A 14,111-nucleotide genomic window follows, 5' to 3' on the forward strand; every position below is an offset into this window, starting at 1 on the left:
ATGGCTGACACCGAATTCGACGTCATCGTCATCGGCGGCGGCCCTGGCGGCTATGTCGCAGCGATCCGCGCGGCACAGCTCAAGCTCAAGGCATGCGTCGTCGAGAGCACCCATCTCGGCGGCATCTGCCTGAACTGGGGCTGCATTCCCACGAAGGCGCTGCTGCGTTCATCCGAAATCAACCACCTGCTGCATAATCTCGGCGAGTTCGGATTTTCCGCCGACAACATCACCTTCGATCTCGACCGTGTGGTGAAGCGCAGCCGCAGCGTTGCCAAGCAGCTGGCCTCGGGCGTCGGACACCTGCTTCGCAAGAACAAGGTGCCGGTGTTCGACGGACGTGGGGCGCTGGCCGGCATGGCGGGCGACAAGCGGCGCGTCGAGGTGACCAAGGACGGCAAGCCGGTCGTCAGCCTGACCGGCAAGCACGTGATCCTGGCAACCGGTGCGCGCGCCCGTGTGCTGCCGGGGCTGGAGCCGGACGGCAAGCTGATCTGGTCCTATCGCGAGGCGATGGTGCCGACCGCGATGCCGAAGCGCCTGCTGGTGATCGGCTCCGGCGCGATCGGCATCGAGTTCGCGAGCTTCTACCGCAACATGGGAGCGGAGGTGACGGTCGCCGAGGTCGTCGATCGGATCCTGCCGGTCGAGGACGAGGAGATCGCCGCGTTCGCCCGCAAGCAGTTCGAGAAGCAGGGCATGCGGATCCTCACCGGTGCGAAGATCGGCACGCCGGAGAAGCTCACCGACAGCGTGCGCATCGCGATCGAGGCCGGGGGCAAGTCGGAGACCCTGGAGTTCGACCGGATCATTTCGGCGGTGGGCATCGTCGGCAACGTCGAGGGTATCGGGCTCGAGGGTACCAAGGTGGAGGTCGACCGCACGCACGTGAAGATCGACCATTACTGCCAGACCGCCGAACCTGGGGTGTATGCAATCGGCGACATCGCCGGCGCGCCGTGGCTGGCACACAAGGCAAGCCACGAGGGCGTGCTGTGCGTCGAGCACATCGCGGGCCTTGATGTTCATCCGATCGACTGGACCAACATCCCCGGCGGCACCTATTGCCGGCCGCAGATCGCCAGCGTCGGCTGGACCGAGGCCAAGGCCAAGGCCGAGGGCAGGGAGGTCCGTGTCGGACGTTTCCCGTTCATCGGCAACGGCAAGGCGATCGCCATGGGTGAGCCGGAGGGCATGGTGAAGACCGTGTTCGATGCGAAGACCGGGGAGCTGCTCGGCGCCCACATGGTCGGCGCCGAGGTGACCGAGCTGATCCAGGGCTACGTGATCGCCCGCACACTCGAGACCACCGAGCAGGAGCTGATGAACAGCGTGTTCCCGCATCCGACGGTGAGCGAGACGATGCACGAGGCCGTCCTGGATGCCTGGGGGCGGGCGATCCATTTCTGAACGCCTGGTGTTCCGACCCCTGGGCCGATCACCGCCGCTGGGCTGCCCGGCGTTGCTTGACGGCCCGGGACGCCAGCGCCACTTCTCGATGACGGCTCACCCGGACATACGGACCTGATGTCAACGCGCCTGCTGATCGACCACCGCCTTGGGGAGCCTGTCGCGCCTACGATTCCGGTGTTGCGTCATCCGGAAAAGGCGCATCGGCCGGACAACCCGATCCTGCGCAAGCCGGACTGGATCCGCGTCAAGGCGCCGAACCACCCGATCTACCACGAGACCCGGGCGCTGATGCGCGAGAACCGGCTGGTGACGGTGTGCGAGGAAGCGGCGTGCCCGAACATCGGCGAATGCTGGTCCCAGCGCCACGCCACCATGATGATCATGGGCGAGATCTGCACCCGCGCCTGCGCCTTCTGCAACGTGCGGACGGGTCAGCCCGAGGCGCTCGATGCGGACGAACCGAACCGCGTCGCCGATGCCGTCGCCAAGCTCGGCCTGCGCCACGTGGTGATCACCTCGGTGGATCGCGATGATCTCGGGGATGGCGGGGCCCGGCATTTCGCGCAGGTCATCGCAGCGTTGAGAAAGTCCTCACCGACGACCACGATCGAGATCCTGACGCCGGATTTCCTGCGTAAGCCAGGTGCCCTGGAGATCGTGGTGGCGGCGCGTCCAGACGTCTTCAACCACAATCTCGAGACCGTGCCGCGGCTGTATCCGACGATCCGGCCCGGCGCGCGTTACTACCAATCGATGCGCCTGCTCGACAGCGTGAAGCAGCTCGACTCACAGATCTTTACGAAGTCCGGACTGATGGTGGGGCTGGGCGAGCAACGGATGGAGATCCTGCAGGTCATGGATGATCTACGCATCGCGGATGTCGATTTCCTGACTCTCGGCCAGTATCTGCAGCCCAGCGTGAAGCACGCTGCGATCGATCGTTTCGTCACGCCTGACGAGTTCGCGGACTATGCCGGCATGGCCCGCTCGAAGGGGTTCCTGCAAGTGAGTGCGACGCCGTTGACACGCTCCTCCTACCACGCCGACGAGGATTTCGCGGCTTTGCGCGCGACGCGGACCGCGCGAATTGCCGCGGCTGCCGGCTGATGCCGACCCATGCCGAGCGGCGACTTCTGCCCTACACCGCCGAGCAGCTGTTCGACCTGGTCGCGGATGTCGGGCGGTATCCGGAATTCCTGCCCTGGTGTGCTGCGTCTCGCGTGCGCACCAAGACCGACACCGAGCTGGTGTCGGACCTGACCATCGGCTTCGGGCCGTTCCGTGAGACCTTCACCAGCCGGGTGGCGCTCGACCGGCCTCGCACCGTCAAGGTCCGTTACGAGCGCGGGCCGTTCCGCTACCTGAACAACGTGTGGACGTTCACGCCCGATCCGCGGGGCTGCCTGGTCGACTTCTTCGTCGAGTTCGAGTTCCGCTCCAGGCTGCTGCAGGCGGCGATCGGGACGGTGTTCAACGAGGCCGTGAAGCTGATGGTCCGGGCCTTCCTGAAGCGCGCCCGCAATATATACGGGGTGCCACAGACCCATCCCGTTGCGGGTCCGGAAGGTGCCGCACCCGCAAGCGCCGGGGTCGCGCGTTAGAAATCAGCCGGTTTGCCTGAGTTTCGGCAACTGTTGCGCAACTGCCACCGGGTGGGGTCGTTTCCAGACCGTGTCGGAGCTGCGGCTCATCGCGGCTGCAACCCTCATATCAACCAGCTGTCCCTGTGACAGAGAAGGAACATGCGATGAAGTCGATTCTGAGTGCCTCGGTCTGTGCAGCCACTCTCCTCCTGGCACTGCCGGCGCTGGCCGCGACCGATGACGCGAAGCCGATGCACCACCACCACATGGGCAAGCATATGGGCAAGCACACGGGGATGCATGGCAAGGCCGGCTACGGCAAGGCGAAGGACGCGACCACCGAGTCGCTGAACGACCGCAGCCTCGCGGCCGCCCGCGGCGGTTCGGCGCCGAGCACCGGATCCGACAGCTCCACGACCGCGCCGGGCACGGGCTCCAGCATGGCGCCGATGTCCGCTCCGGGTGGCACCTCGACCATGACCCCGCCGGCATCCGGCTCGACCGGCACGATGGCGCCGACGAACGCGCCCGGCGGCTGAACCGCCGACGCGGGGGGCTCGGGCTCCCCGCGAACAGGATCATCAAGCGACCCGAAGCCCCGGAGCAGTCAGCTCCGGGGCTTTTTCATGCTGCGTGTCGGCTGCCGGCCTCCTGCAGCAATGTGAGGGCGATCCGGACCGCGGCTTCCCGGATTTCGGCTCGCGAGCCCGGCAGGATCTCCGATAGTGTCCGCACTCCCTCGAGCCGACCAGCAATCCCGAACCACACCAGGCCGACCGGCTTGCCCGGACTGCCGCCACCAGGTCCGGCAATCCCGGTGACGGAAACTGCGAGATCGGCGCCGCTGCGCTCGAGCATCCCGGCTGCCATTGCCGCCGCGACCTCGCTGCTCACTGCGCCGACCCGGTCGATCAGGGCCGCGTCCACGCCGAGCATCGTGTGCTTCATCGCATTGGAATAGGCCACCACGCCGCCGAGCACCGTGCTCGAGCTGCCGGCGTGGTGGGTCAGTGCCGCCGCCACCAGGCCGCCGGTGCAGCTCTCCGCGGTCGCCACGGTCATCCCGGCCGACGCGAGCGCGGTGAGCGTCGCTTTCGCCTGTGCCAGCGTCGCATCGCCGATCATCGCCGCGCCTCCTCCCTGCTACCGCCGCCTGAAAGCGGTCCACGTTAACGTGATCGTAATCACTTCATGGTGATCTATGGGTCCTGGCACTGGATGCCCGACCCATGAAAGCGAGCCCGTGATGCGCCGTTCTGTCAATCTGACCGCGATCCTGCTGTCCGGCGGCCTGGCAACCCTCGGCGCCCTGACCCAGGGCGGAATGACGCAGGCCGCGTCGGTGCCGAAGCCGGTCCCGACGGTTGCCTCGGCCGAGGCTCTCGACCTGCTGCTGGTCAAGCATGGCGGCACCGTGGAGACGCATTTTGCCGAGGCGAACACGAGCCATGACGGGCATCTGACGAGACTGCAGGCACAGCAGGCAAACTGGAGCCGTGTCGCCAAGCGCTTCGACGCGATCGACGTGGGCCACAAGGGCTGGATCTCGGTGGAGGAAATCCACGACTTCAACAAGCTGCACCGGAAGCATCACGACGCCGCCGCCGCCTGAGCCTCCCCACTGACCGGAGCGCTCATCGACGCCCGTTCAGGACAAGGCAACCGACAACCACCGACCCAGAGCCAACAGGACCGCACCGACAAGGCCCGCGAGCATGTCGTCGCCCATCACGCCGGCGGCGTCATGGCGGCGGTCGATCCGACCGATCGGCCCCGGCTTGGTGATGTCGAGCAGCCGGAACAGTGCGAACGCCGCAACCATCCAGCCCGCAAGCGCAGCCCCGTGCGGACGCGCCATACCGGGCAGCGTCACCAGCCCGAGCAGGGTGATCCAGAGGCCGGCGACCTCGTCGATCACGATCCAGCCGTGATCGGCACCGCCCGAGGCACGCGCGACCGCGAGCCAACCGACCAGGCTCACGACAACGATCGCCGCGACCAGCAGGGGCGTGGATTGCAGCAGCAGCCAGCCGAAAGGCAACGCCACCAGGGAGCCGATCGTCCCCGGTGCGAACGGCACGAAGCCGCAGAAGCCGACGCTGGCGATCGCCCGTGCCCAGAACGGCCCCTGGTGATGCACCACGCTCATGCGCGGCCGCCCGGCCCGCTCTGATAGACGCCCATGTTCTCCATCACGCGCTGCACGTAGTTGCGGGTCTCGGCGAACGGGATCAGCTCGATCCAGTCGATCATGCGGTCCTGGGCATCGTTGTCGTTACCGGCAGGCGCGGCTTCGGAGGCCGGATCGCCGTTATCCGCCAGCCAGCGATCGACACGATGTGGACCGGCATTGTAGGCCGCCACCGCGTAAGGCAGCACGCCATGAAAACGGTCGAGCAGCCCGGCCAGATAGGCGGTGCCCAGGACCAGGTTCACCTCGGGATCGAACAGCGTGTTTGGCGATCCCGCAGCCGGCGCCAGATCGGGCCGCCCGAGCCCGCGGGCGGTATCCCGGGCGGTGCCAGACGTCAGCTGCATCAGGCCGCGTGCGCCGACAGGGCTGGTGATCTGGGCATCGAAACTGCTCTCCTGGCGCATGATCGCGAGCGCCAGCCCCGGCGGCAGGACCGGGCTCGCCGGTGGCGTGAAGGGGCGCGGCCAGCCGGTTTCAGACAGCACCAGGCCATGACGTCCGGCCGACCGCGCGATCGCCACCGCGACGTCCGGCAGACCCAGCCGGTCGGCGAGGGAGGCCGCCAGCGCGTGGTCGGTGTCGCTGCCGGATAGCTGGTCCAGCTTCAGCAGGAAGGCACGCGCATGCCGCGGATCGTTCCACGCGACCAGCGTCTCGGCGGCGCGCGCGAGCTCGAGGCCGGCAAAGTCGATCGCCTGGGCACTGCTCCAACGCGGATCGTGCAGGTGCGCCAGCCGGTCTGCCAGCATCGGGCGATCGAGCGAAGGGTCGAGCAGCGTCGGCATTCCCGGCGGCGGACCCTGCAGCCGCGCCAGGGCCAGCTGTCCGTAGAAGGTGGTCGGGAAGCTCGCCGCCAGGTCCAGCGCGGCGCGGCCGCCTGCCGGATCGCCGCGAGCCAGACGTGCACGCCCGGTCCAATAGGCGCCGCGGCTGCGGGTGATCGCGGCGTCGGAGCCGAGCAGGCGGGTGAAGCGGGCCTCGGCGGCGGCCGGGTCATGCAGCCGCCGCAGGGCGATCCAGCCGGTCAGGAATGCGGCGTCGGCCAGCGTCGCGGGCGTCGTCTGGTAGGCGTCGTCGGCGACCAGGAAGCCGTCGGCGTCGCGATGATCGCGCAGCAGGTCCCGTGCCAGGGCGTCACGCTCGGCCCAGAAGGCCGCGAGCCGGCTCGCAGGAGCCTGCTGCTCTGCGTCGAAACCGCGGGTGCGCCAGAGCGACAACGCTTCGTCGGAGCGGTCGGCGCGGCGGTACCAGCGGGCGAGATCGAGTACGAGCGCGGGGTCGCGCGCTGCATCGGCCTGGAGCGCCGCCGCGATGCCGTCCGCGCCGACATCGTTGCGGCGCAGAGCAAGCCGGGCGATGGCGAGCGGCTGCTGTGCGGGCGCGAGCAGCGGCACCAGGCGGCCGGCGGCGGCGACATTCCCGCCCCATTCCAGCCGGTCGAAGCGCGCCCAGTCGTCGGCCGGCGTCAGGAGATGGCCCCAGACATGCAGGAACTCTGCCGCCTGGTCCGGCTGGTCGAGGCCCTGCACCCAGGCGGAGCGGGCAGCCTGCGCGATCGCCGGTGGCACCGTCAGGGCAAGCAGCCCGGTCGAGCCCGATTGCTCCGGCCCGACGGGGAGCGACGCACCGGCACAGCGCAACAGCGATTGCGCCGAATCCAGGCTGGCGCCGGCGCACAGGCGCCCGAGCACGGCGGCGTCGGTCTCGCTGCCGAGCGCCTGGTCGAGCCGCCGGAGCAACAGGGTGCGGTTCGGCCAGTCCGGGTTGTCGTGCAGGAAGCCCGCGATCTCGGTGGCCGATCCGCCGCCGGGGGTCAGCAGCCTGAGATAGAACACGAGGCGCGCGGAAAGCGGATCCGATGATGCGGCCACGACGGCGGCCGGTTCCGGCACGGTTTCACCTGCGGCCGACCCGGCCATGGCGGCGATCACGGGGATTGTGGGCCGGGCGCATGCGGTCAGCGCCGCCGGTGCCAGCAGGGCCAGCCCGGACAGCAGCACGACCTTGAGCCGCAAGCGGTCGGCACGCGGCGTCATGGCCGGGTCGGGGCGTGGTTGGGGCGTGTCATGGCGGCCTGCTCAGCATCCGGCGAACCGGCATGGCGGGCAAGAGCCGGGTGGTTCCAGCAGACGGCGGACCCGTCTAGGATGCGATCCGCCGGCTCGCGTCGCCCGTGCTGCCGGCGGATGCCGGCGCCCGCCTCGCGCCGCGTCCGATGGACTCGCCCCGGGTCCACATTCTGGAGAAGCCGATGTTCAAGGGGTCGATCGTCGCCCTGACCACGCCGATGCGGCCGGACGGCGCGCTGGACGAGGCGGCCTTCGAGCGCCACGTCGCCTGGCAGATCGAGAGCGGCAGCAGCGGCGTCGTGCCCTGCGGGACGACCGGCGAGAGCCCGACATTGACCGACCACGAGCACCGCCGGCTGATCGAGCTCGCCGTGCGGGTAGCCGACGGGCGCGTGCCCGTGATCGCCGGCACCGGATCGAGCAGCACGGCGGAGGCGATCGAGACCACCCGACATGCGCGCGAGGCGGGTGCCGCGGCCGCCCTGGTGGTCACGCCGTACTACAACAAGCCGACCCAGGACGGGCTGTTCCGGCATTTCAGCGCGATCGCCGACGCGGTCGATCTGCCGATCATCATCTACAATATTCCCAGTCGCAGCGTGATCGACATGTCCGTCGACACCATGACCCGGCTGTCCCGGCATCCCAATATCATCGGGGTGAAGGACGCCACCGCCAACCTGCTCCGACCGCTGCAGATCCGCCGCGCCGCCGGGCCGGAGTTTTGCCAGCTCTCCGGCGAGGACGGCACCGCACTCGCCTTCAATGCCGCCGGCGGCTCCGGTTGCATCAGCGTGACCGCCAATGTCGCCCCCCGGCTCTGCGCCGAGATGCAGGCGGCGTGGGATCGCGGCGACATCCGTGCGGCGATGGCGCTGCAGGAGAAATTGCTGCCGTTGCACGATGCGCTGTTCCTGGAGAGCAATCCGGCGCCGGTGAAATATGCCGCGAGCCTGCTGGGACGGTCCTCGGAATTCTGCCGCCTGCCACTTGCACCTTTGCTGGACCAGACCCGCGAGCGGGTGCGTGCAGCGATGGAGGAGGTCGGCCTGCTCGGCTGATCGCACATCATGGCTGCTGACAAGAAAAAGAGCGGGATGATCTCGCACGGGATCGCCTCGCAGAACCGCAAGGGCCGGTTCGACTACACCATCAAGGAGACCGTCGAGGCCGGCATCGTGCTGAAGGGTCCGGAGGTGAAGAGCCTGCGCCTCGGACGCGCCACGCTGACCGAGGCGTATGCCGCCGAGCGTGAGGGCGAGGTGTGGATGTTCAACTGCTACATCCCGGAATACCAGGGCGGGGTGCTGTCGCGCTTCGAACCGCGGGCTCCGCGCAAGCTGCTGCTGCACCACAAGCAGATCGACAAGCTGCTCGGCGAGATCAAGAAGAGCGGCTACACGCTGGTGCCGCTCGACATCCACTTCAACGAGCGCGGCGTCGCCAAGGTCACGCTCGGTGTCGGCGAAGGGCGCAAGAACGTCGACAAGCGCCACGCGATTGCCGCACGCGACTGGCAGCGCGACAAGGCAAGGTTGATGCGCCAGCGCGGCTGAGGGGCCGGGTCACACCAGCGTCATGATCTCGTCCAGCCGTTGCAGCATGTCCGCCGGATCGCGGTAGATCCTGATCATGCCTGCACCCTTCAGATCCGCTTCCGGAAAACCGCCGCAGGCGAGGCCGACGGTGCGCAGGCCGACGCCGGAAGCCGCCTGCGCGTCATAGGGCGAATCACCGAAGGCGAGCGTGCGCCGCACGTCCATCGGCTGCAGCCGCTTGAACGCAACCTGGAAGATGTCCGGGTCGGGCTTGCTGCGTTCGGCATCCTCGTTCGATGTCGTGCTGTGCAACAGGTCCTTGATCCCCATGAGCTGCGCGTAGTGCTCGAGGTCGGGCCGCTCCGACGACGATGCGAGTGCCAACCGGACGCCGCGGTCGGCCAGTGCCTGGAACAGCTCGCGCACCTGGGGGAACGGCTGCATGTGCGGACGGTAGCGCTCCAGGAAAATGCGGCCATGCGCTTCCTCGAAGGCAGCGCCCTGCGCCTTCAGCGTGGCCTCGTCGAGGAACACCGGCAGCAGGTTGTCGCCGCCCTTGCCGATCTGGCTGCGGGCGTCGGCAACATCCAGATGCCGCCCATTCTCGGCGAAAGCCTGCGCCCACGCTTCGGCATGCGCGTCGACGCTGTCGATCAGCGTTCCGTCGATATCGAAAATGGCGCCCTCGAGCATGGTCTGGTTCCTCGTTCTGCAGTCGGCGATCGGCAACGGGGGCGGTGGGCCGAGGTTGCGCCGGTCAGCGACGGGAGGCGCCGATCAAGGCGAGACCCTCGGCCACCGAAACGAACTCGCCGCCATCGGCGATGCAATCCTCACCGAACCGCTGGCGGAACAGCCGGCGGACGGCCGGCACGAACGAGGTGCCGCCGGTCAGGAACACCCGGTCGATCCCGCTGGGGCCGAGCCCTGCCGCCTCGAGCGCGCGACCGACCGCATCGTCGAGACGGGCAAGGTCAGGTGCGATCCAGGCCTCGAAGTCGCGGCGGGCGATCTCCTGCTCGATCCGGAAATCATCGTGTTCGAAGCGCAAGACCGTCCGGTCGGCGCCGGAGAGATCGGCCTTCGCCGCCGCCACCGCACGATACAGCGCGTGGCCCTGCTGCTCCTCGATCAGCCGGGTCAGCTGGTGCAATTGCTGCGGCGCGGATCCGGTGCGGGCGACATCGGCGATCTCGCGCAGGGTCTGCGGCCGGCGCATCAACGACAGCAGGTGCCAGCGCGACAGGCTGGTGTACCAGCCGATCGGCACCGGCAGCGGCGTGCCTCCCATCACCCGATAGGTGCTGTCGCGGCCGAGCAGCGGCGACACCACGCGGTCGATGATCCGGCTGTCGAACTGGTCGCCGGCAATCCCCACCCCGGCATGGCCGAGCGCCACCACCGGCCGGTCACTGCCCGGGTCGAAGCGCATCACCGAGAAGTCGCTGGTGCCGCCGCCGAAATCGCCGACCAGAACGGTGGCCGGTGCATCGAGCCGCTGCATGAAGCGCCAGCCGGCGCCCTCCGGCTCGAGCGCCACCTCGACATGCCCGAACCCGGCCTCGGCGAACGACGCGCGGAGCCTGGCCTCGCCCAGACGGTCGTCGGGATCGTCGCCGGCGAAGCGGACCGGGCGTCCGACCGTGGCCGAGATCGTGGCCGGCTCATGACCGACGGCGCGCATCAGGGCTGCCAGGAACCGCGCCACCAGCGCTTCCAGCGTCATCGTGCGGCCGAGCAGGCGGGTCTCGCGGAACGACGACTGCGCCAGGTAGCTCTTCATCGACATGATGAGGCGGCTGTCGGCCGGATCATCGAGATAGGCCTCGATCGCGGACTGGCCGATGGCGTCGCGCAGGGTCGTATGGCCGGCGGCGTGCTCGTGCCAAAGGCAGAGCAGGGTGCGGCAGGTGTCGCCATCGTCCACCCCATCGGATCCGAGGCGCAGGGTTCGGGTGGCGCCGGTCGCATCGGCCAGCACCACGACGCTGTTGGTCGTGCCGAAATCGATGCCGAGCGTGATGCTCATCAGACGAGGCGGGTCCGCAGATCCTGCACCACGGCCTCGAACATCGGCGTGGTCAGCCGGCCTGTGTTCGTGTTGTAGCGGGACACATGATAGCTGTCGGCGAGCAGCAGCCCATCCGGCAGCGTCAGCACCTGGCCGTGCCGGAACGGCTGCCGGCTGGGCGACAGGCCCCGCGCCCGCAGCACCGCGTTATGCGCCACCACGCCCAGCGCCAGCATCGCCCTGAGCCGCGGCATTGCCACGATCTCCGCCTGCAGGAAGCCGTTGCAGGTGCGGATCTCGGCGGGGAGCGGCAGGTTGGCCGGCGGCACGCAGCGCACGGCGTTGACGATGCGTGCGTCCTGCAGCTTGAGCCCGTCATCCGGGTCCGCGCCGTAGCTGCCGGTGGCAAAGCCGAACCGGATCAGCGTCTCGTAGAGCAGCACGCCGGCGAAATCACCGGTGAACGGGCGGCCGGTGCGGTTGGCGCCGCGCACCCCCGGCGCCAGCCCGACGACCAGCAGCGCGGCCGAGCGATCACCCCAGCTCGGCACCGGCGCGTTCCACCACCCAGGCTGTGCCGCCCGGTTTGCCAGGCGGTACTCGACCAGGCGCGGGCAGAGCGGGCAGTCATGCGGCGGCTCGGACGCCTCGGGGCCGCCAGGGCGGTCGGATGGTCGAACAGGGGAACGTGGCGCGGCCTTGGACATCGGCAAGCGATCTAGCGCAGCCGGTCCGGCACGACAAACCGAGGGTCCGGCGAGCTCGGGACGCGATTACACACCGCGTCCCGGTTATATAAACTAAATGCCGCAGGAACGGTTGTTTATCGGAACGACATGCTCTAGTGCGTTATCCGGGACGAAACCGGCGGTCGTTGTGACCCCGGACCAAAGAGCGGAAGGCCCGATACGCATGCGCAGTCGAACAGCCGGAGTGTTCCGGTTCCTGGCGATCGGCTCGACGTCGCTGCTGCCGCTCGCATGCTGGCCGGCCTGGGCCCAGGATGCAGCCACCGCGCCCGGTGCCACGTCGAGCCCGGAGACCGTCATCGTCACGGGCACGCGCGATCTGCGAAAGAAGGCGAGCGACAGCCTGTCACCGATCGACGTGGTGACATCCGGCGCGATCGCCCGCACCGGCCAGACCAACCTCATCGATGCGTTGTCGCAATTGCTGCCGTCGGTGACGCGGCCGGCGGTCGGCATCTTCGATGGCGCACCCACCGATTTCCTCAGCCTGCGTGGCCTCAATCCCGACCAGACGCTGGTGCTGGTCAACGGCAAGCGCCGCCATCCGTCCTCGTTCCTCTATATCGACGGGTTCGCCGACTCCAGCACGCCGGTCGATGTCGATCTGATCCCGCCCGACCTGATCGACCATGTCGAGGTGCTGCGTGACGGTGCCGCCGCCCAATATGGCGCCGATGCGATTGCCGGCGTCATCAACATCATCCTGAAATCCACCGACCATGGCGGCACCGTGGGTGGCGAGACCGGCCTGACCGCGCAGGGCGACGGCTTCGTGGCTCAGGCCGGCGGCGAGAAGAGTGCGGCACTCGGGCAGAACGGGTTCCTGGATCTCAGCGTGGAATACCGCCACCAGGATCACACGGTCCGCGACAGCGACGACGAACGCACCGGAACCGTCGTCACCAAGATCCTGGGCGATCCGGAAAGCACCCGATATTCGTTCGGCGCCAATGCCGGATACACGTTGCCGGACGGCATCGAGCTCTACAGCTTCGACACCTACACCTACCGCTTCACCGACGTGAACCAGGTGTATCGGTTGCCGAGCAACCTGCCGCTGCTGTATCCGGGCGGCTTCACCCCGCACCAGACGACGTTCGAGAACGACTTTTCCTGGACCCTCGGGGCCCGTGGCAACAACCTTTTCGGCTGGCACTGGGATGTCAGCTCGACCTATGGCGGCGACGATATCGACGACAACCTGCGCAACACCGCCAACGCGGCGCTGTACGAAGCGACCGGGTCGACGCCGCTATCCGTGCATCTGGGCAACCTGTCGAGCGCGCAGCTGACCGACGATCTCGATGTCAGCCGCGCGTTCCAGCTGCCGTTCTGGTCGTTTCCGGTCAATGTCGCGGCAGGGCTTTCGCACCGGTTCGAGACGTATGGCGTCGGCGTCGGCAGTCCGGCCTCGTACCTGCTTGGCGGATCCGACGCGCAGACCGGTTTCCTGCCATCCGACGCCGGCCCGCATTCCCGCGTCGTGTACGGAGCCTATCTCGACCTCTCCACCCGGATCACCAAAGCATGGCAGGTCGATGTCGCCGGCCGGTACGAGCACTACACCGATTTCGGCAACACCTATGACGGCAAGATCTCGACGCGCTACGACATCTCGCCGCAGGTCGCGTTGCGCGGCACCATCAGCAACGGCGAGCGTGCGCCGAGCCTCGCCGACGAGTTCTACAGCGCGTTGGCGGTGGGCCCGGAGAGCGCCAGCGGCACGCTCGCCGCGGACTCCGAAGGTGCGCGCCTGCTGGGTGCATCGCCGCTGAAGCCGGAACGATCGAGCAACATCACCGCCGGCGTGCTGCTGACACCGGTAAAACACCTGCAGATCGGCATCGACGCCTACCAGATCGACATTCGCGACCGCATCGTCAGCGGGCCGGGCGTGGCGGGGAGCTCGGCGGTCGAGGCGTTGCAGCTGCAGGGGATCCAGGTGTCGCCGAGCCTCACGGAAGCCGATATCTCGACCTCGTTCTTCACCAATGCCGCCAGCACGCGCACCCGCGGGGTCGACCTGACCGCCGCCTATACGACGGTGTTCCGGGGCTACGGCACGATCGACTGGGACGCGTCGTTCAACGCGAACTTCTCGCGCATCACCCACGAGAACAGCCTGTCGAACGGCCTGGCCGACCTCACCGCGCAGAACATCGCCTATCTCACCACCAGCACGCCGAAAAACCGCATCATCGTCGGCGGACGCTGGCACCAGGGTCCCTTCGATGTGCTGCTGCACGAGCAGCGCTACGGTCAGACGATCGACGAGCTGACCTATTTCTCGGGCCCCAACGCGTATTCCACCACGGACTTCTTCCGCTTCTATAACCGTCCGCGCTGGCTGACGAACCTCGAGGTCGGCTACCGGGTGATCAAGCCGCTGCGGGTTGCGGTGGGTGCCAACAACCTGTTCGACAGCTATCCGACCCGGATCCCCGCGCAGAACGGATATGACGGCTCGGAGAAATACGATAGCAGCACCAGCCAGATCGGCATCGATGGCGGGTTCTATTACGTCCGGGCATCGTACGAGTTCTGAATGATCAAG

At 68.1% G+C, this 14,111-nt stretch carries 14 protein-coding genes; 8 read left to right on the forward strand and 6 right to left on the reverse strand.

The genetic code is table 11. The features are described from left to right. The 4 genes from lpdA to ACOEQ2_RS18270 all read left to right on the forward strand — a co-directional run bounded on the left by lpdA (nucleotide 1) and on the right by ACOEQ2_RS18270 (nucleotide 3,535). A complete protein-coding gene (gene lpdA / locus ACOEQ2_RS18255; protein ID WP_419729355.1) occupies nucleotides 1-1,410 on the forward strand; it encodes a dihydrolipoyl dehydrogenase in 1,410 nt (469 codons plus the stop codon). Between the two features lie 117 nt (nucleotides 1,411-1,527). After that, nucleotides 1,528-2,520, forward strand: a complete 993-nt coding sequence (lipA, locus tag ACOEQ2_RS18260) for a lipoyl synthase (protein ID WP_419729356.1) — start codon at nucleotides 1,528-1,530, stop codon at nucleotides 2,518-2,520. Next, entirely contained in the window at nucleotides 2,520-3,014 is a 495-nt protein-coding gene (locus ACOEQ2_RS18265) for a type II toxin-antitoxin system RatA family toxin (RefSeq protein ID WP_419729357.1), read from the forward strand. Before lipA ends, ACOEQ2_RS18265 begins: the two co-directional genes overlap by 1 nt. 146 nt (nucleotides 3,015-3,160) lie before the next feature. Then, nucleotides 3,161-3,535, forward strand: a complete 375-nt coding sequence (locus ACOEQ2_RS18270; protein ID WP_419729358.1) for a hypothetical protein — start codon at nucleotides 3,161-3,163, stop codon at nucleotides 3,533-3,535. 85 nt (nucleotides 3,536-3,620) lie between these two features. Here ACOEQ2_RS18270 and ACOEQ2_RS18275 read toward each other — a convergent pair whose 3' ends face one another. Continuing rightward, a complete protein-coding gene (locus ACOEQ2_RS18275) occupies nucleotides 3,621-4,121 on the reverse strand; it encodes a CinA family protein (RefSeq protein WP_419729359.1) in 501 nt (166 codons plus the stop codon). Nucleotides 4,122-4,239: 118 nt separating this feature from the next. On the opposite strand from ACOEQ2_RS18275, the gene ACOEQ2_RS18280 reads away from it, so the two are divergent. Continuing rightward, on the forward strand, nucleotides 4,240-4,608 hold the full coding sequence (locus ACOEQ2_RS18280) for a hypothetical protein (protein ID WP_419729360.1): 369 nt from the start codon (nucleotides 4,240-4,242) through the stop codon (nucleotides 4,606-4,608). 36 nt (nucleotides 4,609-4,644) lie between these two features. On the opposite strand, the gene ACOEQ2_RS18285 is transcribed toward ACOEQ2_RS18280, so the two are convergent. Both ACOEQ2_RS18285 and ACOEQ2_RS18290 read right to left on the reverse strand, forming a co-directional pair. Beyond that, nucleotides 4,645-5,145 (reverse strand): phosphatidylglycerophosphatase A, encoded by a 501-nt coding sequence (locus ACOEQ2_RS18285; RefSeq protein WP_419729361.1) that lies wholly within the window; start codon nucleotides 5,143-5,145, stop codon nucleotides 4,645-4,647. Then, entirely contained in the window at nucleotides 5,142-7,226 is a 2,085-nt protein-coding gene (locus ACOEQ2_RS18290) for a transglycosylase SLT domain-containing protein (protein ID WP_419729362.1), read from the reverse strand. The genes ACOEQ2_RS18285 and ACOEQ2_RS18290 overlap by 4 nt, the downstream gene beginning before the upstream one ends. Nucleotides 7,227-7,441: 215 nt before the next feature. Here ACOEQ2_RS18290 and dapA point away from each other — a divergent pair, with 215 nt between their 5' ends. Both dapA and smpB read left to right on the forward strand, forming a co-directional pair. After that, complete coding sequence (dapA, locus tag ACOEQ2_RS18295; protein WP_419729363.1) at nucleotides 7,442-8,320, forward strand: 4-hydroxy-tetrahydrodipicolinate synthase; 879 nt, start codon at nucleotides 7,442-7,444, stop codon at nucleotides 8,318-8,320. Between the two features lie 9 nt (nucleotides 8,321-8,329). Further along, the gene (gene smpB / locus ACOEQ2_RS18300; protein WP_419729364.1) at nucleotides 8,330-8,815 is read left to right on the forward strand and encodes an SsrA-binding protein SmpB; all 486 of its coding nucleotides are present in this window, start codon (nucleotides 8,330-8,332) and stop codon (nucleotides 8,813-8,815) included. 9 nt (nucleotides 8,816-8,824) lie between these two features. On the opposite strand, the gene ACOEQ2_RS18305 is transcribed toward smpB, so the two are convergent. The 3 genes from ACOEQ2_RS18305 to ACOEQ2_RS18315 all read right to left on the reverse strand — a co-directional run bounded on the left by ACOEQ2_RS18305 (nucleotide 8,825) and on the right by ACOEQ2_RS18315 (nucleotide 11,515). Further along, nucleotides 8,825-9,490, reverse strand: coding sequence for an HAD family hydrolase (locus tag ACOEQ2_RS18305; RefSeq protein WP_419729365.1), 666 nt, complete (start codon nucleotides 9,488-9,490; stop codon nucleotides 8,825-8,827). A 64-nt stretch (nucleotides 9,491-9,554) separates the two neighbouring features. Further along, nucleotides 9,555-10,826, reverse strand: coding sequence for an Hsp70 family protein (locus ACOEQ2_RS18310; protein WP_419729366.1), 1,272 nt, complete (start codon nucleotides 10,824-10,826; stop codon nucleotides 9,555-9,557). Continuing rightward, entirely contained in the window at nucleotides 10,826-11,515 is a 690-nt protein-coding gene (locus ACOEQ2_RS18315) for a uracil-DNA glycosylase (protein WP_419729367.1), read from the reverse strand. Before ACOEQ2_RS18315 ends, ACOEQ2_RS18310 begins: the two co-directional genes overlap by 1 nt. 205 nt (nucleotides 11,516-11,720) lie before the next feature. Here ACOEQ2_RS18315 and ACOEQ2_RS18320 point away from each other — a divergent pair, with 205 nt between their 5' ends. After that, nucleotides 11,721-14,102, forward strand: coding sequence for a TonB-dependent receptor plug domain-containing protein (locus tag ACOEQ2_RS18320; protein WP_419729368.1), 2,382 nt, complete (start codon nucleotides 11,721-11,723; stop codon nucleotides 14,100-14,102). The last annotated feature ends 9 nt before the right edge of the window (nucleotides 14,103-14,111 follow it).

Source organism: Lichenicola sp., from assembly GCF_965198575.1.
Lineage (GTDB): Bacteria > Pseudomonadota > Alphaproteobacteria > Acetobacterales > Acetobacteraceae > Lichenicola.